At 57.4% G+C, this 18617-nt stretch carries 17 protein-coding genes and 1 riboswitch; of the genes, 14 read left to right on the forward strand and 3 right to left on the reverse strand.

All coding sequences use genetic code 11. From position 1 onward, the window contains the following. Positions 1 to 453 precede the first annotated feature (453 nt). Together KA369_10085 and KA369_10090 are read right to left on the reverse strand one after the other, a co-directional pair. Positions 454 to 1362 (reverse strand): FecR domain-containing protein, encoded by a 909-nt coding sequence (locus KA369_10085; GenBank protein ID MBP7736307.1) that lies wholly within the window; start codon positions 1360 to 1362, stop codon positions 454 to 456. A 62-nt stretch (positions 1363 to 1424) separates the two neighbouring features. Next, the gene (locus KA369_10090; GenBank protein ID MBP7736308.1) at positions 1425 to 1940 is read right to left on the reverse strand and encodes an RNA polymerase sigma factor; all 516 of its coding nucleotides are present in this window, start codon (positions 1938 to 1940) and stop codon (positions 1425 to 1427) included. A gap of 115 nt (positions 1941 to 2055) precedes the next feature. Between KA369_10090 and KA369_10095 the strand changes: the two genes are divergently transcribed. The 10 genes from KA369_10095 to cfa all read left to right on the forward strand — a co-directional run bounded on the left by KA369_10095 (position 2056) and on the right by cfa (position 12061). Next, entirely contained in the window at positions 2056 to 2319 is a 264-nt protein-coding gene (locus tag KA369_10095; GenBank protein MBP7736309.1) for a hypothetical protein, read from the forward strand. Between the two features lie 117 nt (positions 2320 to 2436). Next, complete coding sequence (locus tag KA369_10100) at positions 2437 to 2724, forward strand: hypothetical protein (protein MBP7736310.1); 288 nt, start codon at positions 2437 to 2439, stop codon at positions 2722 to 2724. 233 nt (positions 2725 to 2957) lie between these two features. Next, positions 2958 to 4097 (forward strand): hypothetical protein, encoded by a 1140-nt coding sequence (locus tag KA369_10105; GenBank protein MBP7736311.1) that lies wholly within the window; start codon positions 2958 to 2960, stop codon positions 4095 to 4097. A 77-nt stretch (positions 4098 to 4174) separates the two neighbouring features. Further along, positions 4175 to 4978, forward strand: coding sequence for a FecR domain-containing protein (locus tag KA369_10110; GenBank protein MBP7736312.1), 804 nt, complete (start codon positions 4175 to 4177; stop codon positions 4976 to 4978). Between the two features lie 97 nt (positions 4979 to 5075). Then, on the forward strand, positions 5076 to 6152 hold the full coding sequence (locus tag KA369_10115) for an AraC family transcriptional regulator (protein MBP7736313.1): 1077 nt from the start codon (positions 5076 to 5078) through the stop codon (positions 6150 to 6152). A 104-nt stretch (positions 6153 to 6256) separates the two neighbouring features. After that, a complete protein-coding gene (locus KA369_10120) occupies positions 6257 to 7240 on the forward strand; it encodes an NAD-dependent epimerase/dehydratase family protein (protein MBP7736314.1) in 984 nt (327 codons plus the stop codon). Between the two features lie 47 nt (positions 7241 to 7287). Continuing rightward, the gene (locus tag KA369_10125) at positions 7288 to 7647 is read left to right on the forward strand and encodes a hypothetical protein (protein ID MBP7736315.1); all 360 of its coding nucleotides are present in this window, start codon (positions 7288 to 7290) and stop codon (positions 7645 to 7647) included. 175 nt (positions 7648 to 7822) lie between these two features. Then, positions 7823 to 9490: a thiamine pyrophosphate-binding protein gene (locus tag KA369_10130; GenBank protein MBP7736316.1), complete on the forward strand. Its 1668-nt coding sequence runs from the start codon at positions 7823 to 7825 to the stop codon at positions 9488 to 9490. A gap of 67 nt (positions 9491 to 9557) precedes the next feature. Beyond that, positions 9558 to 10769, forward strand: a complete 1212-nt coding sequence (locus KA369_10135; protein ID MBP7736317.1) for an alcohol dehydrogenase catalytic domain-containing protein — start codon at positions 9558 to 9560, stop codon at positions 10767 to 10769. A 176-nt stretch (positions 10770 to 10945) separates the two neighbouring features. Continuing rightward, a complete protein-coding gene (cfa, locus tag KA369_10140) occupies positions 10946 to 12061 on the forward strand; it encodes a cyclopropane fatty acyl phospholipid synthase (protein MBP7736318.1) in 1116 nt (371 codons plus the stop codon). An 8-nt stretch (positions 12062 to 12069) separates the two neighbouring features. Here the strand turns inward: cfa and KA369_10145 are convergent, their stop codons facing one another. Then, positions 12070 to 14157, reverse strand: coding sequence for a SpoIIE family protein phosphatase (locus KA369_10145; GenBank protein MBP7736319.1), 2088 nt, complete (start codon positions 14155 to 14157; stop codon positions 12070 to 12072). 286 nt (positions 14158 to 14443) lie between these two features. After that, positions 14444 to 14540, forward strand: a riboswitch (TPP riboswitch). A gap of 268 nt (positions 14541 to 14808) precedes the next feature. Here KA369_10145 and thiM point away from each other — a divergent pair. Genes thiM through thiL form a run of 4 tightly spaced genes read left to right on the forward strand, consistent with a single transcriptional unit; the run spans position 14809 to position 18438 of the window. Further along, positions 14809 to 15600, forward strand: a complete 792-nt coding sequence (thiM, locus tag KA369_10150) for a hydroxyethylthiazole kinase (GenBank protein ID MBP7736320.1) — start codon at positions 14809 to 14811, stop codon at positions 15598 to 15600. Beyond that, the gene (thiE, locus tag KA369_10155) at positions 15597 to 16208 is read left to right on the forward strand and encodes a thiamine phosphate synthase (protein MBP7736321.1); all 612 of its coding nucleotides are present in this window, start codon (positions 15597 to 15599) and stop codon (positions 16206 to 16208) included. Before thiM ends, thiE begins: the two co-directional genes overlap by 4 nt. Continuing rightward, the gene (gene thiC / locus KA369_10160) at positions 16205 to 17476 is read left to right on the forward strand and encodes a phosphomethylpyrimidine synthase ThiC (protein MBP7736322.1); all 1272 of its coding nucleotides are present in this window, start codon (positions 16205 to 16207) and stop codon (positions 17474 to 17476) included. Before thiE ends, thiC begins: the two co-directional genes overlap by 4 nt. Next, positions 17473 to 18438 (forward strand): thiamine-phosphate kinase, encoded by a 966-nt coding sequence (gene thiL, locus KA369_10165; GenBank protein MBP7736323.1) that lies wholly within the window; start codon positions 17473 to 17475, stop codon positions 18436 to 18438. The genes thiC and thiL overlap by 4 nt, the downstream gene beginning before the upstream one ends. Positions 18439 to 18617: the final 179 nt, after the last annotated feature.

The following is an 18617-nucleotide window of genomic DNA, read 5'->3' on the forward strand; positions in this document are numbered from 1 at the left end:
ACGCGGGGGGATGTGAAATGCAATCCCTGAGATTGCATTATCATGTTTGAGTGTAACATCTGCAGCACGACCGTTAACAGAAGCCCGGGGCAGTTGGGTACCCCGGGTTATTTTTTTTCGATTGCGGCAACAGCCATTAATAGCGGAAGCCACCCTCCCGGGTGGCTTCCTACGAACCGTTGATCATAGATGTTCCTTGAACCCATATTCTTCAGCTTTTATCACATCTGCTTTAATCAAGCTTAAGATCGCACTTGCGGTGCTGATTCTTTAGTGACAGGCTGAACGTCTGTAATTAATATAAAAAGCATTGGTCGATTAATCAAGTTTTTTGAATGAAAAAACAGAAATATTTTTTTAAAGCACAAATCGGGCCACGGGGTAATCTGGTGAGGATTTAATGACGGATAAGGTTGTGAGCAAAGACCATGTTGTCCGGCCCGGGCGGGCCCTTTACTGGATTATCGAATCGCCGTCATCGCTGTCGTCGCCAAGGAGGTCTCGCACCGTTTCATCGTAGAGGGTGCCGTTCTCATCGGCCTCGTCATCGGTCGAATCCATGGCCGACGTTACTTCCTTGTCGGTTATGGAATATCCGCTTCCCTCCTCGGAGTCGATTGAATGTCCCCTGTTGGAGGAAATGCTGGCGGAGCCGTCTTTTACCATGACCCTGGTCTTTTGCGGCTCGACCCTCATGGCCAGCCGTGATCCCGCCGATGACACCTTACCGTGGGGCGTTATGAGGGTATACTGGAGCTTCCATCCCTTGACTGTCTCGGCAAAGATGGAGCCTTTGTCTATGACCATCTCGATATAGATCTTGCCGCTTTTCTTGTCGATATGGGACTTCGTGATGGATATCCGGGATTGGGGGCCGGCGATGAGCTTCATTATCTTTCCATACATGATGGCCAGCTTTGAATCGTCCCCGGTCGTGAGAAGGACCCCCGGCCTGACCTCCTGCCCCTTGCGGAGGATGTGTGTATCAGCCCTGACCGTGCCTTTCACCTTGGAAGCGTATATCGGGGCGCTCTCATACTGCAGGCGGGTATGCAGGGCAAAGATGAGGACGCAGGCGCAGGCGGCGCCGAGGGCGATGACCGCGTATCTGAGTTGGAGCTTGCGCGGAACCGGCGCCGGTACCGCGCGGCTGCTGTCGTAATTGTCGTAATAATCAAGAACGCCCGCAAGGACCGACCTGGCCGGCTTTATCTTTTTTTCACCTGATGGAGAAAGGGCCTTGGCAAAAATGGCGAGGTTTTTCCGGCAGCTATCGCACGTTTCGAGATGATTTCTGACGGCCATGACCTTTCGCTCATTCAATGTTTTCTGAATGTAGCCGATCAGAATTGTTTTTGTCACATGGCCATTCATGATAACGTCCTCATATAGTATAACAATCGGCCCCTGTGTTTTGGACAAAATTATGTCAAAAAACCATCTTTTTTTAACTCAGCATAGAGAAGGTCAAGGACATTTTTTATCCTTCTCCGCACCGTCCGCGCGGAGATTGAAAGGGCGGCCGCCACTTCCTCGTAGGTCATGCCATCTTCCTTGTGCATTATGAAGATGGACCGCGATTCCGGATCCGTTGATTCCAGGATCCTGTAGATTGCACGGTTAAGGTCATCCAGGACAAGTCGATCGAGGTGCCTGTCCTCGGTCCTGAGGTTTTCCTCCATGTCCTGAAGTTCACCCGGATGGGTTCTGTTTTGTTTTATAAGGTAATTAATGGAGAGATTATGGGCTGTTTTATATAAAAAAGCGCGGATTTTTTCATCCTGGATCTCTTTTTCAGCCGTGTAGGCTATAAATTTTTCAAAGGTTTCCTGTAAAAGGTCCTCTGTGGCGTCTTTATTGCGTGCCAATTTGTAAATATAACGGTATAATTCCGCTGAAAATTGCCTGTAAAAGCCTGAAATTTTATCTTTTGGTAACATTTTTTCTATAAAAATGGCCGCATTTTGTAACAGCTATGTCATATAATATAGTTGCATTAAATACTGCAATAAAATTTGGTTCCGGGAAAATACAATTTTACAGGAGAAATCAAACATGAAAAAGATTCTTGCAGTTGCTATCGCTATGGTATTTGGTCTGACAATGATGGGCTACAGCGCTGACAAAAAAGCTGATCCCAAAGCTGACAAAAAAGTAGAAAAGAAAGCTGAAGACAAGAAAGTAGAAAAGAAAGCCGACGACAAGAAAGCCGACAAGAAAGCTGACAAGAAAGCTGACAAGAAAGCTGACAAGAAAGCCGACGAGAAGAAAGCTGACAAGAAAGCCGACAAGAAAGTTGACGAAAAGAAAAAGAAGTAATTTGACCTCTTCAAACGGTTGAACAAAAAAAAGCGCGGATTTAATACCCCGGTACCGGAATCCGCGTTTTTTTTATTAATTTAATGATAATCTATATTAATTATTAAGGAACATATAATGAAAAAGTTATTATCGATCGTAGTATCATTCATGCTGGTCCTGCCGGTATCACTCATGGCCCAGGATGTCAAAGACGAAGGGTCCATGCTTGAAAAAGAAGGGTCCGCGAAAAAAGTCGAAGAGCCGAAAGAAGTAAAAAAAGACAAGAAGCATGCCAAGAAGGAAAAAAAGCAGGCTAAGAAAAACAAGAGCAAGAAAAAACATCATGCAAAGAAAGCAAAAAGCCATAAAAAGCATGTTGAAAAAAAGGACGAAATGAAAGACAATCCGGAAGATGTGAAATAAGAATCGAATAAAGAATCAAAGATGAAGCAGTAAAGGCTGCCGTGACCGTATCCGGCGGCCTTTTTTTATGTATCGCGGCGCGCAAACCCCGGAACTTGCCGCGGGGTATTTTATCCATCCTTCAGAGAAAATGATTTGAAAAATATTGTGCCTGTGATTGTTATATTGAATAAGGTCATTTTCTCCGCTGCGGGCTTCGGGTTGTCATATCCATAAACAGAGGGGATCGGTTTATGAAAAAACTGCTGTTTAAAATGCCGGCCATCATAATTACCGTACTATTGATCAGCCAGGGGCCGTGGGCTCCCTTGTCAGCCCGGGAGAACCCCGGGGAAGCGGAGGAAAAGGAAAAAACCGGCGATGCGACAGGGGGGAGCGCCGGGGAAGGGGACGCCAGGAGGCCAAGGATCGTCGGGTTTGAAGCGGGATACAATGGAGCTTATGCTGAAGGGACCGTGCCGAAGAGTTATTACTCCCAGCCCTATGTGGATATCTTCCTTAACCATGCCTACCTGAAGTTCACCTTCGGCATTTCCCGCATCTGGGACTATCAGATAACGAGCGGCGAGGGCGCGTACGAAACGGTCAATTGCACCCAGCCCAAGATCGCTTTTTCGGTCTATCCCTACAAGGGGATCGAAATTCTGGCCGAGTACCGCTACTGGACCGGCGACAGATCCCATTATTACAAGACCCATGACGCAACCGGCGGTTTTTACCTCGATTTTACTCCGGTCAGCCTGGGGTTCACGGGCAATTACAGGAAGATCGATTACAAGTTCCATTCGGACGACAGGAAGGACAAGCTGTCCATATTGATGTATGCCGCCCCTCCCTATACGCTTTTCGATCGGCTGTTGCTGCATTACAAGTACAAGGACTTCAAGAAACAGAACACCAAGCATCTTGCGGAGTACACCCTGTCACCGGTCTTCACATGGCATATTATCGAGAGCACCGGCCTTGATCTCGGCTATGATTATTATCATACCTACTTCGAAAATCCATATTCCTTCAAAAATGCCTATACCTTCAAGAACGATAGCGTCATCTATTATTCCCATACGGGTAAGCTCGGCGTCTCCTCGGAAACCTGCAGGTTCTTTTCCCTCAAGGCCGGGGTCACCGCCGGGTGGGGATCGGACAAGTATATCCAGGCGGGGGGCGATATAGAGGGGATCGTCAATCTCTTCGAATACGCGAGCCTGTCCGCGGCCTATGCGCCGACGTACAACATCGCGCCATCCATGGATCCCATGAAAAGGAAGTTCCTTGAATTCCGCTCATACCTGTCGATGTTCAGGGCAATGCGCGGAAAGCGGTTGAATGTCAACCCCTACATGAGGCTGAAGGATATCGGCAAATCCTTCTGAAACCACACGGTGACCGTCAATGTCGCCTTCAGGTACTGACGGTGATGGGGAAAATTCCGGCGGGGAGGTGAGTGATTATGACCATGCGGATGAGAATAGTAACGGCGGCGGCAGCGGCGATGTTCCTGATCCCCCGGATTGAGGGGGGCCAGGCGCAGTATCACGTGGAGGCGATCGCGGGAGACGTGAAGATCATTTCCGGCGGCGTCACCAGGCATGCGGCGGTGGACCAGGCGCTGATCGGCGGGGACGTCATCATGACCGGCGGGAGCTCCATGGCCGATATCTCCTGGGGCGACCGCGGCCTCGTGCGGGTCGAGGAAAAGACGAGGGTTGCCGTTTCCGCCCTGGCGAAAAAGGCCGATGACCCGGACCTGGACATGAGCGCGGGCAGCATCATGATAATGCTGTCGAACCTGGTGCGCGGCGAAACGTACCGGGTCAAGACGCACACCCAGATCGCGTCGGTCAGGGGCACCAGCTTCCGCGTAAGCGCCGATGACGACCTCTCCCGCGTCGATGTGCTGACCGGATCGATCATGGTCCACCCCGTGCTGGCGGGAGCCGTCATCCGTGAGATCGGGGAGGCCGTTACCGAGGACCATTCGGTTTCGATGAACCGGTCGCTGGTGAAGGAGATCGTCGCCAGGCGGGTGAAGATATCCGTGCTGATGCTTCAGAAGAGGGACCTGGACGGACTGGCGGACCGGTTCGATTCCATGCAGAAGTCACGCGGGTTCAAGAGGCTTAACGCCAGGATCAGGAACGAGATCGGCGAAAGGATAAAAAGGCACCGGGAGCGCCTGAGGGACGGCGGCAAGCGCCGACCCGGCAGGAAGCCCCAGGACGGAGGCATGAGGCGGCCGAGGCCGGGACGATGAAACGAAGCGGACCCAGGACCGCAGCCGATGATCTGATTACAAAAGCGCCCTTGAGACGTGATGGCAGGGGATTACGGGGAACGTTCCTGATACGGCAATGCTTGTTACCATAGGAATCGAAATTACCTTGTTCGGGTGCGGACTCTGCCTGCTGCAGGCCCTGGAGCGCATGCCTGAATCCGGGAAGGGGACCGCGCCGGGTATCCTTTTCTACATCTTCAATGCCGTGATCATGCTGGGAACGGCCCTGATCGCCCGCGGCGTTCCCCAGGAGTATCCCGCTTCGATCTTCCTTTTTATAACGTCCCTTGTCATCATCGGGCCGCTGAACCTCTTCTACTATCACACCCTGCTCTATCCGGGAGCGCCGCTCCCCTACCGGGTCGCGCTCCACCTGGCACCGGCCATGGCGTGCTTCATCGCCGAGGTCCTGTTCCAGCTCCAGCCCGCGGCGTTCAAGATGGAAATGATCGGCGCTTTCCTGGCCGATCCCCTCGGTTCCCCGCTGGTTTACCTGCTGGCCGCGGTGGTGGCCCACATCCTCATCTATGTCGCGGCCATCATCAAGGTGGCCCTGTCGGACGTGGGCATCAGCGGATCGCCGCGGGGGTTCCGCTTCATCCTCTATATCGCCATAGGCATACTCCTGGTCATCGCGTTCCTCGCCGGCGGGTTCCTGGGCGGAAGCCCGGCGGTGTTCATTGCCGGCGGCATCATCAACGTCTGGGTCCACATCTCCCTCTACATCGGGATCAGGGCGTACCCGCAGTTCTTCTTCGAGCTGAAGCGCGAGATCAGGAAAAAGCGCTACGAGAAATCGATGCTCCGCGGCCTTGACACGGACATCATCAGGGACCGCCTGGAGGAGCTCATGTCGGATGAGGGGCTCTTTCGCGACAGCGACGTGTCCCTCGCCTCCGTGGCTGAGAGGCTCTCCATAACGCCCCACCAGCTTTCCCAGGTGCTGAACGAGCTGATGAACACCGGGTTCTGGGACTTCGTGAACCGCTACCGCATCGACGAGGCCAAGCGGCTCCTCCGGGACAATCCGGACGCGAACATCATCTCCGTCTGCTTCCAGGTCGGGTTCAATTCAAAGTCCTCGTTCAACAGCGCCTTCAAGAAGATGACGGGAATGACTCCGCGGGAATTCAAGCAGGGCCGCCCTGCTTGAATTTTTTCGTATGACTTTATAAGTACGGTCGACAGGCGCCGCTGAATATGATAGAAATGCGTCATGGCTGACGCACCGGCTGACATCACCGGGAGGAGTACTCTATGAAGGCACTGGTCACGGGGGTAAGCGGTTTTATCGGGTCCGTCCTGGTAAAGGAGCTCATTGCCCGGGGGCACAAGGTCAGGGCCCTGGCCTTTCCCCAGGAGCAGGCCTATGACCTGGTGAAGATGGGAGCGGAGATCGTCCGCGGCGACCTGACCCGGCCCGAAAGCCTCCGGGGAATCTGCGACGGCGTCGACACGGTGTTCCACCTGGCGGCCCGCGTCACCGACTGGGGCACGAAAAAGCAGTTCTACGACGCCATATACGGCGCCACCGAAAGCCTCCTGAAGGAGGCGGAGGGAAAGGCCTCCCGCTTCGTGTACGTAAGCTCCATCGCCGCCCTGGGCATGGGACGGCACCTCAGGGGCGTGAAGGAGACAGACCCGCCCCGCAAATCAGGCGTGTACTATAACGACGCCAAGGCAGACGCCGAGGCGCTGGTGCGGCGCTACCATGACGGGGGGACCATCGCCTGCACCATCGTGCGGCCCGCCAACGTGACCGGGCCCGGGAGCGTGTGGGTCCGGGACATAATCGACCAGATGAAAAAAATGCCGGTCCCCCTCTTCGACGGCGGCCGCCATCCCACCAGCTTCGTGTACGTGGACAGCCTGGCGGACGGCATCATCCGCGCCGGCACCATGGACATAGCCCGGGGGAAGGCCTACCACTTCAGGGACGACTGGACCGCCACCTGGAAAGAGTACATCACGGCCCTTGGGTCCTTCATCGGCCGGAAGCCCTGCGGGAGAATTCCGTTCCGCCTGGCCTGGTCCCTCGGTTTTGTGATGGAAAAGATACTGAACCCGCTCCAGGTCCGCGCGCCGCTGACGCGTCTCAACGCCGGCGTCCTGGGCAGGAACAACGATGTGGACACTACCCTTGCCCGCACCGAGCTCGGCTGGCGCACGACGCATTCCTACGAGGAAGCGATGGAAGCCATCGGCCGGTGGGTGAAGGATACATACGGCGGCAGGCCCTGAGTGAGATCACTACCGGCCGCCGCGATCACGTTATACAGGAGAAGCCTATGAGATTCACGCTGCTGCTTTTTGTTCTGCACAGGATACTGAAATGGGCATCGAAGCACAGGCCCGCGTACCGCAACTACATCGGCTCCATTCACCAGGTGAAGATCATGATCAAGACCGCCGACGGGAAGCGGGGGAGGCTCTTCATCTTCGACAAGGGCGACGTTCTCACGAAAGGAGGCGCCCGGCACCCCTATGACGCGGCCATCGTCTGGTCCGACGCGAAGACCGGCTTCAGGGTGATGGCGTCGAAGAGCGACGAGGAGCAGTTCATGGCCGCGGCCGCGGGGAAGATGAAGCTCGACGGCATGGCCTTTTTCGCCCAGTGGTTCAACGACGGCGTGAAGCTGGTGATGTAGGAGGCCTGTCCCTCCCCCTTGATGGGGGAGGTTAGGAGGGGGTGATACAATGAAAGCACAATAGCGGTTTTGGTATGTGATAATGATCTTTTTCACCCTCCCCTTTCCACTCCCATCGAGGGAGGGGAATGTCTCAATAACATGTGCTCAATCAACAACAATGAGGAGGAACACAATGGCTCAGATAAGCGGCGGGCACCTGGTTGCCAAATACCTGAAAGAAGTAGAAAAAATCGACACCGTCTTCGGCATTTCCGGCGGGCATATCGAGGCGATGCTGGACGGCTTTACGGAATACAAGATCCGCACCATAGACGTGCGGCATGAGCAGGCGGCGGCGATGATGGCCCACGCCATATCCATTTACACGGGCAAGCCGGGGGTGTGCTTCCTCACCGCCGGTCCCGGCTTCACCAACGGCGTCACCGGCATAGCCAACGCCTACCTGGACAACGCCCCCCTGGTGGTGCTCTGCGGCAGGGCGCCGATCCGGGACGACCTGAAGGGCGCGCTCCAGGAGATGAACCAGATCGAGGTCGTCAGGCCCATAACAAAATGGGCGGCCACCTGCTATGACACGAAGCGCATCCCGGAGTACATGGCCATAGCCTTCAGGAACGCCACCGAGGGACGGCCCGGACCCGTGTTCCTCGAGTTGCCCCCGGATATCCTCAATATAAAGGTGGACGAGTCCCTCGCGCCCATGCCGGCCAGGTCCACGCCGAAATTCACCGTCCATCCCGACGACGGCGAACTCAAGGCCGCGGCGGAGATCATCAACAACGCGAAGAAGCCCCTCTTCCTCGGCGGCAGCGGCGTGAACTTCAGCGGCTGCTCCGAGAGCCTCGGGCGGTTCGTGGATAAGACCGGTGTCCCCTTCATGCTGCTCAATTACGGCAGGGGCGAGCTTCCGGACGATCATCCCCTGTCGGTCATGGACATGGGCAACCTGGGCCTCTTTTTCGCCATCGGCCAGAACGACGTGATCATCGCCGCCGGCCTCCGGTTCAACTGGCTCCTGCAGTTCGGCAAGATCATCCCGCCGACGGTGAAGATGATCAGGATAGATATCGATCCCCACGAGATCAACCGCAACGTGGAGGCCACGGTCGGCCTGGTCGGCGATATCGGCTCCGTCCTCGACCAGCTTCTCCCCTTCGTTCAGAAGATCGACCACGGCGATTGGATAAAGACCCTGAAGTCGGCGGGAAGTTCCATACTGGACTACGAGATAAGGATGCGGGAAACGGCGTCCGATCCTATCCATCCGATCCGCCTCGTTTCCCAGATACAGAAGTTCGTGGGAAGCGACGCCATCTATGTGGCTGACGGCGGCGATACCCAGTATTTCGGACTCGGCTTCATGACGCGGCAGAAGGCCGGGGTCATAGCCTCGGCGGCGGGCCTCCTCGGGTGCCTGGGCACCGGCATCCCCTTCGGCATGGCGGCGAAGCTCGCCCGGCCCGACAAGAAGGTCGTGGTCCTCAACGGCGACGGCTCCTTCGGCTTTAACTCCATGGAGTTCGACACCATGGTGCGCCACAATATCCCGGTGGTGGTCGTGGTCAACAACGACTGCGCCTGGGGCATGATCAAGCACAGCCAGGAGCTGTCCATAGGCAAGGACCGGCTCCAGTGCGCCGAGCTGGGCACGCGGCATTACGAGAAGCTGGCCGAGGGCCTCGGCGGCCACGGCGAGTTCGTCACCAGGGACGAGGAGATCATACCGGCGCTGGAGCGGGCCTTTGCCTCGGGCAAGCCCGCCTGCGTGAACGTCATGACGGACCCCACGGTGACGAGCCCGGCGACGCCGCTGTTTTATCAATCGCTGAAGATGGATTGATACCCGGTAGCCCCGGGTTTAAACCCGGGGCTACCGGGGCTAACAGAAATATCCGTGGAGGTATCTCATGAAGGCTTTAATGCTCAATCTCGATCCGCTGCGGTTCGCCGCTCTGCAGGTGCTGCGGCCCCTGAGCCTCAAGTTCTGCTACAACGGGCCCTTTTCGACGATCAGCCTTGCCGATATCCCGGAGCCGAAGCTGCCATCGCAGGATTGGGTGAAGATAAGGATCAGGCTCTGCGGCCTCTGCGGGAGCGACATCAACCTCATGTTCATGAAGGACTCGCCTACGGCCATGCCTTTCACCTCCTTCCCCTGCGTGCCGGGCCACGAGTTCTGCGGCGAAATAGTCGAAACGGGAAGCGCCGTGAAGTCGGTGAAGATAGGCGACCTGGTCACCGCGATCCCGGTACTCAACTGTGACACGCGGGGGATCAAGCCGGTATGCAAGAGCTGCGCCGCCGGCGTCCCGGGGAACTGCGAGAATTTCGCCGAGGGGAACATGGCGCCGGGCATGTTCATCGGCATCTGCAGGGATATTAACGGCGGCTTCGCCGAGTACGTGGCAGTCCATAAGAGCCAGGTGGTGCCGGTGCCGAAGGGCGTATCGCCCGAATCGGCGACCCTGACCGAGCCCCTGGCCGTGGGCCTCCAGGCGGTGCTGGACAACCTGCCGGGCAACCGCGACCGGGTCCTGGTCATAGGCGGCGGCGTCATCGGCGCCATGACGGTCAAGGCCATACGCGCCCTGGGGAGCGGCTGCGATATCACCGTGGTGGAGCCCTCCGGGTTCGCGGCAGCTTATGCGAAGGAGTCCGGAGCCGACAGGGTCATCGGCGGCAGTCTCATTGACGCGGCCGTGGATATCGCCGGCGGCAGGGCGTACAAGCCCCTCCTGGGAGAGCGGATCGTGATGGGAGGCTTCGACCGGATATTCGATACCGTGGGTCACCGGGAGACCATCAACAACTCGCTTCGTATTCTCGCCACGAAGGGGACCCTTTCTGTGCTCGGCATCGGCAAGGAGGTGAAGCTGGACCTCACGCCTATCTGGCTCAAGCTCCAGACCGTGAAGGGCTGTTACGCTTATCGCTACAATGATGTCAGGGGCGGCAGGAAGCAGGCTTTCGAGATTGCCCTTGACCTGATCGCGAAGAGGAAGGTCCGCGTTGATGACATGCTCACCCACAGGTTCAGGATCGAAGATTTCAGGAAGATGATCGAGGTGAACGTGCACAAGGGCCGCCACAGGGCCATGAAGACCGCGGTGGAATTCTGATTGCATGACCCGAAGGCGAGGATGTGCATCCCTGCCTTCGGGGGCACCTCCATAATTATTTGATTATCCCTCATTTCTTAATTATTATATCTATATCAAAAGGCGGCAGCGGACATTCACGGACCTGATCATGGCATTTGAGAGAAGTCTATCTCGTTGGTTCAGTGAGGTGCCTTATGATCCACAAAAAGATATGCCGGTACATTGAAAATCTCTTCAATTCGGCGGATATCCGCGTTGACGGTCCCAGGCCCTGGGACATCCAGGTGCACAACGACGAGTTTCTCGCGAAGGTCTTCAGGGGCGGCTCCCTTGCCCTGGGCGAATCGTACAGCGACGGGTGGTGGGACTGCGAGGCCCTGGACCAGTTCTTCGACAGGGTCTTCCGCGCCCGCTTGAACGAGACGGTGAATCCCAGGTCCTTGCTGGCTATACTGGCGTCCCTGTTCATCAATATGCAGAACAGGGCACGGTCCCACCTGGTGGTGAAGAAGCATTATGACCTGGACGTGAACCTGTACCTCTCCTTCCTTGATCCCTACAACCAGTACACCTGCGGCTATTTCAATGACACCGAGGATCTCGCCAGGGCCCAGGAGCAGAAGCTCGACCTCATCTGCCGGAAGCTCATGGTATCGCCGGACGACTCGGTCCTCGACATCGGGTGCGGGTGGGGCGGCTTCGCCAGGTTCGCGGCTGAGCGGTACGGGTGCCGCGTCACCGGGATCACCATATCCGACGAGCAGCTGCGTTATGCCAGGGAATTCTGCCGGGGCCTGCCCGTGGAGATAGTCAAGTCGGACTACCGTGATTTCAGGGGCGTCTTCGACAAGGTCCTGGTCTGCGGCATGATCGAGCACGTGGGGTACAAGAACCACCGGAAGCTCATGGAGATGGCCTGCCGTTCCCTGAAGGAAAGGGGCCTCTTCCTCCTCCAGACCATCGGGTCGAACATCTCATCGCGGATGGGGGACCCCTGGATCAACAAGTACATTTTCCCCAACGGCCTTATTCCGTCGGCCAGGCAGATCGCCGCCGCCGCCGAGGGGCTCTTCACCATCGAGGACTGGCATTTCCTGGGACAGCACTACGACCGAACCCTCATGGCCTGGTACGGAAACTTTATAAAAAACTGGGACCGCGTAAAGAGCGCCTTTGACGAGCGGTTCTTCCGCACCTGGAAATACTATTTTCTGAGCTGCGCCGCTTCCTTCAGGGCGAAGGTCAATGACCTGTGGCAGGTGGTGTTCTCGAAGAATGGCCTGTCCCGGGACTATGCCTGCGTCAGGTGAGAGGTCCCTCACTCAATTTCCAAACAGATAATGCACACGTCGTCCTCGAAGGAGTCGCTGCCCCGGTACTGCACGAGTCTTTTGAAGAGCTGATCCACGAAACCGCCGCAGGGCAGGGCCGCCAGCTGCCGCAGCGCCTCGGCCAGGCCGTTCTCCTCGAACATGAGCTGGTGCCCCTTCACGGGGCTGGCCTCGGAGAGGCCATCTGTATACATGAACAGCTTGCCGCCCGAAGGAAGCGTGACCTCGTTGGTGACATAGGCCTTGCCTTCCTGTATCATCAATTCATTGTCCATGATGCCTATAGGCAGGCTGGAGGATCCTCTCAGCTCGGAAACGCCCCCGGGCGTTATGATATACGGATAGTTGTGCCCGGCGTTGGCGTACCTGAGGGTCCTTGTCGACGCGTCGTATACGCAGTAAAAGGCGGTGATGAAGTTGTCGCCGGTCTGGCTGAAGATGACCTCGTTGATGTACTGTAAAAGCTCCGACGGATTGTTCTTCCGCTCGCCGGCCTGGAGGATGATGGTCTTGATCATCGATGTTATGAACGCCGCGGGCACGCCGTGGCCCGTCACGTCGCTCAGGAATATGCCGATCCTGTCCTGGTCCCTGAACTGGATGAAATCGAAAAAATCGCCCCCGACGGCCCGCATCGCGCGGTACAGCGAGCAGATGCTGTTCCAGGGGCTCGTGGACGGGATGAGATGCTCCTGTATCATCCGGGCCATGTTGATTTCCCGCTCGATTTCAGTGTTGCGCGCCTGCAGCTTGTTCCGCTCGATTTCGAGCTCCCGCGTCCTTTCGGTGACTTTTATTTCCAGGTCCCTCGATAGCTCCTCCGCGGTGGAGAAGGCCCTGGAAACGCGGCTGGAGAGAAGAAATGACTGGACGAAGAAAAACATGAAGAGACCGTAGGCCATCATGTAGGTCGTCTGTATAACGCGATAGTTGTAGAGAATGTCATTGGTGACGGTCATGAACAGTATCACGGTGCCGGCCAGGAAGATATTCGCCTCTTCACGTTTTCTCGCTATGGCGAGGGAGATGTAATATATAAACAGCAGTATCAGGAGCCCCACGAAGAGGTTGAAGGCGATGAGGGTCCTGGCGTATATCATGATCGGTGAAGCGGCGACGATCAGCGTGAAAACGGCGCATACGGCGGCGATGATCCTGATCGCAAGGGCCGGTATTTCCCGCGGATACAGGCTTCTCATGTAGAGGGCGCAGGTCAGGACGCAGCAGTAATAGAAAATGTATTCGGCGGCGGTGCCCATGTTCCAGGTGAACCAGGGAAAGCGGTAGGCGTACCCTTCCCCGATGACCGCGAGGCGGCCGACTGTGCAGAGGCAGAAAAGGGAGAAGTAGAGGGATGATAGGTCTTTCCGCCTCAGATAATAGAATCCGAGATGGTACATGAACATCATAAAAATCGATCCGATCAGGAAGATGTCCACGATAAGAAGGCTTTCTTTTTTTTCCACGAGGGCTTTCTTCTCATCGAGAATTATCTCGTCCCTGAGGCCGGGGCGGGGATAGTGAAAGTTCGACACGTGTATGACGATCGATGTTTCTTTTGTCGGGTGAAATTCAATCAGGACCGGCATGTAATGGACCGGCTTTGACGATTTGCCGGTCGCGCCGATCGGGCCGTTTTCGTAGAGCTTTTCACCGTTGACGAAGAGCCGGTAGGCGGTATCGACAGCGGGCATCCTGATCGAAAGGTTGGCGGGCGCCTGCTCAGGGAGGAGTATCTTCAACCGGTAGGTGGCCATTCCCGTGACCGGGAGAGGGCGCGCACCCACCTTCTGTTCGGTCCAGATTGATGGGACTTTTATGTATCCGGTGAGGAGTGGCACCGGGCCGGGCTTCAGCATGCCCTGGTCATGGAGCATCCCCCAGTAAAACTCCCACTGGCCATGGAGCTTCACTGGGCCGTCGTGGCTGAAATCCCAGGAGGAAAGGTCAAGGACGCCCTTTGTCGCCCGTGGCGATGGTTCGGCGAGGGCCCGCGAATCGCACGCCATGATAATCGCCGCCGCCAGAAGAGAGAAGAGGAGAGGGATGGTGATCGCGGATCGTGATCCTTTCATGTACGCCATCGGTACAATCTCCATGCAGCAGAATATGGAAAACATGTTGAGCCGATGAAACAGTCAGCCGGCGATGCTGATAATTGGAAGTGGAACTATTTGTCTCCGCTGATGGTATCATCGGGCTGTTCTTTCGTCAAACCATTAATTGCACCCAATGGCGCGGGGTGGCCCCGGTTTCATGATGATGCGCGGCGCTTCAGGGATATGCACCATAATGTCATACTGAAATACATGATAAAATTATTTGACGAGTACTTGACGCCGGGAGGGTATTTTAGTATTGTTGTATTGCCATGGGGTGGTTCCTTAAGGAGCCTGAGATTATACCCGATGAACCTGCTCTGGGTAATGCCAGCGAAGGGAGCCAAGGCCAATAATCCGATCTCCTCACGACAAACCCTCCGGTGAGTATATATGGCATAAGGTATAGTCATTAGATAAAATAATATCAGTATCAAAAAATACCCCTCCCTTGATGGGAGGGGAAAGGGGAGGGTGAAAAAAGTATACTCTTACTGAAAGAATAATCACCCCCACCTGACATCTGCCGGACAGGATGTCCCAATGCCGCGGAGGCCACGGATGGCCAAGAGCGGCCCCCATCAAGGGGGAGGGAAAATGATTTTATAACAGCAAGGATTATCATTCATGAACGCTTATCCCTATCTTGAAGCGGTCCGCGGGAAAAGTCCCGTGGTCCATCATCTGACCAACTGGGTCACAATCTACGACTGCGCCCAGGTGGTGAAGTCCTTCGGCGCGTCGCCGGTCATGGCCCACGCGCCTGAGGAGGCGGCCGACATGGCGGGCATCGCCTCGGCCCTGGTGCTGAATATCGGCACCCTGACCTCGGATATCATCGAGACCATGAAGATCGCCGCGAAGGCGGCCAATAAAAAAGGAATCCCGGTGGCGCTGGACGTGTGCGGCGCCGGCGCCACTCCCTTCAGGGACGCCAAGAGCTTCGAGCTGCTCGACTCGGTGAGAATCGACATTATAAAAGGAAACGCCTCGGAGATTGCGCGCATCGCCGGAAAGGACGTGCGCACCCGCGGCGTCGACTCCACGGAGGTGGCCCATGACCTGCGCGAGGTCGCGTCATCCCTGGCGAAGGAGCGGAAGTGCGTCGTTGTGATAACCGGCAGGGAAGACATCGTCGCCGATGCCGCGACGATCTACTCCGTGAAGAACGGCCACGAGATGATGACCCATGTGGTCGGCACCGGGTGCATGGCCGCGTCGGTCATCGGGGCCTTTGCCGGCGCGACGCCGGGGGATATGGCCGCAGCGGCAGCGGCCGGCCTCGGCTGCTACGGCATCGCGGCGGAGCTCGCCATGATGCTCTCGGCCGGGCCCGGCACCTTCAAGGAGCGCCTCTTTGACTGCATCTATAACCTGAAAAAAGAGGATGTCGAATCAATGCAGAAGATCGTCCCATGAAAGGATATTATTTTATCACCGACGAGGCCCTGAGCGCGGCCGGCATCATGAGCGACGCTGAAAAGGCCGCGGCCGCCGGCGTTGCGGTGGTCCAGTACCGGAACAAGACCGCGGACACGCGGCGCCTCTACGACGAGGCGCGCCGCCTCAGGGAGATCTGCGCCGGGAGCGGCGCCCGTCTCATCATCAATGACCGGATCGACATCGCCCTGGCGGTGGACGCAGACGGCGTCCATATCGGGAACGAGGACCTGCCCTACGGAGAGGCGCGGCGCCTCCTGGGAGCGGGGAAAATCATTGGCGTCACCGTCCATGACGTCGCCGAGGCAGTGGCGGCGGAGCGGGCCGGCGCCGATTACCTGGGCGTGAGCCCCATCTACGCCACGGGAACCAAGGCCGACGCCGGCGCGCCCTGCGGCACGGAGACCCTGGCGGCGATACAGCGGGCCTGCAGGGTGCCCCTGGTGGCCATCGGCGGCATTGATCTGTCCAACGCGGACGATGTGATCAGGGCGGGCGCGGACATGGTGTGCGCCATATCTGCCGTAGTCACTAAGCCCGATGTCGCGGCTGAAATATTAAAGTTTCAAAGGAAGTTCAACCTATGACACAACTTGAAGAAGCGAAGAAAGGAACCATTACCCCGGAGATGCGCTCCGTGGCGGAGCGGGAGCCCCTCTCGGCTGAAGAAATCCGCGACGATATCGCGGCCGGGAAGACCGTAATCTGCAAGAGCGGTCTCCACGACTGCGTTCCGGTGGGGATCGGCCGGGGCATGAGGATCAAGATCAACGCCAACATCGGCACCTCCGGATACAACAACGACCCGGCCATGGAGCTGGAGAAGCTGGCCGCCTCCGTGCGCTACGGGGCCGACACGGTGATGGACCTTTCCACCGGCGGCGACATCCGCGCCATGCGCAGGACGATCGTCGCCGAGTCGAGGGTGCCCGTGGGCACGGTGCCGGTGTACGAGGCCATCGTGCGCTGCCCCGACGTGGCGGGCCTCGGTGAGGACGATTTCCTCGAATCGATCCGGACCCATATCGAGGACGGTGTCGACTTCATCACCGTCCACTGCGGCGTGACGAGGCAGTGCGTGCCCCTCCTGGACTCCCGCATCATGGGCGTGGTGTCGCGGGGCGGGAGCTTCCTCATCAAGTGGATGCTCCACCATGACCGGGAGAACCCGCTCTTCACCCGCTACGACGAGATTCTGGACATGGCCCGGGAGCACGACGTTACCCTGAGCCTGGGCGACGGCCTCAGGCCCGGCTGCCTGGCGGACGCCAGCGACCGGGCGCAGTACGAGGAGCTGAAGACCCTGGGCGAGCTGGCTGCCCGGGCCCGGGCGAAGAACGTGCAGGTCATGATAGAGGGGCCGGGCCATGTGCCGCTCCACCTGATAAAGGAAAACATTGAGATGCAGAAGAAGTACTGCGACGGCGCCCCCTTCTATGTCCTCGGGCCCCTGGTGACCGACTGCTCGCCGGGCTACGACCATCTCACCGGCGCCATCGGCGGTGCCCTGGCCGCCTTTTACGGGGCTGATTTCCTCTGCTACCTCACGCCGAAGGAGCACCTGGGCCTTCCGGATATCCAGGATGTCATCGACGGCGTGGTGGCCTCGAAGATAGCGGCCCATGCCGCGGACATAGCCCGGGGCATCCCCGGCGCGAGGGACCGGGACGACGCCATGTCCCGGGCCCGGAGCAACCTGGACTGGGAGTCCATGTACCGGATATCCATGAACCCGGAGAAGGCCCGCGCGGTCCGGAAGGAGACGGGAAAGGATGACGCCGATGTCTGCACCATGTGCGGCGACTTCTGCTCGGCGAAGATCAACAAGGAATGCAGGACGCGGTACCATAAATGAAGATCTCCGATATTGGCGGAGAGTTCGCCTTCATTAAGAGGATGACAGGCGTATCCTACAGGGACCCCGCCATCATACGGGGCGTGGGGGACGACTGCGCCGTGCTGGAATACACCGCGGACAAATATCTCCTCGTCACCGTGGACATGATGGTGGAGAACAGCCACTTCCGGATGGACTGGTACAGCCCCTACCAGGTGGGAATGAAGCTCATGGAGGTGAACGTGTCGGACATCATCTCCATGGGGGGGAGCCCGCGGTGGGCCTTCATATCCCTTGCCCTGACCCATGAGACCGAGGTGGAGTTCATGGACGAGCTCTACCGCGGACTCTACGATTCCGCGAACAGGCACGGCGTGGCCCTCATCGGCGGCGACACCACCCACGGCCGTGAGCTGGTCCTCAACCTTGCCCTGATCGGCGACGTTGAAAGGGAGCGCGTACGCCTCCGCTCCCAGGCGGAGCCGGGGCACCTGATCTGCGTCACCGGCACCCTGGGGAAGAGCGAAGCGGGCCTCAGGCTCCTTCTCGCCGGAAAAAAGGACGGCTACCTGGCCGGATACCTCGAGCCGAAGAGCCGCCTGGAGGCTGAGGGAAAGGCCATAGCACGCCACGGCCGGGCCATGATCGACGTGAGCGACGGACTCGGCAGCGAGGTGGGCCATATCTGCGAGGAGAGCGGCACCGGGGCGCGCATCGACTGGGAGAATATCCCTCTCTCCGGCATTACCATCGAGGCGGCGCGCATCGCCGGGGGCGATCCCAGGCTCTACGCCCTTTACGGCGGAGAGGACTTCGAGCTGGTCTTCACCATCCCTCCGGAAAACCTGGAGCCCCTTAAAAAAGATTTCTCCGATTTTACCGTGGTGGGAGAGATCCTTCCCAAAGAGAAGGGCCTTTTCATCAGCAGGGGAGGTGAGAGGGTGGAGCTGAAAGGCGGTTATGACCACTTCAAGGGGTGATCATGCAGATAAACGTCCAGTATACACTGAAGCGATGCGAGGACTGCAAGGGATGCATGCAATGCGGCGTTACCCACTGTCTGTATCAGTCACATGGGAACGTCGAAACATGCTATTATGAAATATGCCGGTATTGCACGGATTATCTGCAAAAACCGAAGATGTTCTTAAATAACGTC

Source organism: Spirochaetota bacterium (assembly GCA_017999915.1).
Lineage (GTDB): Bacteria > Spirochaetota > UBA4802 > UBA4802 > UBA5550 > RBG-16-49-21.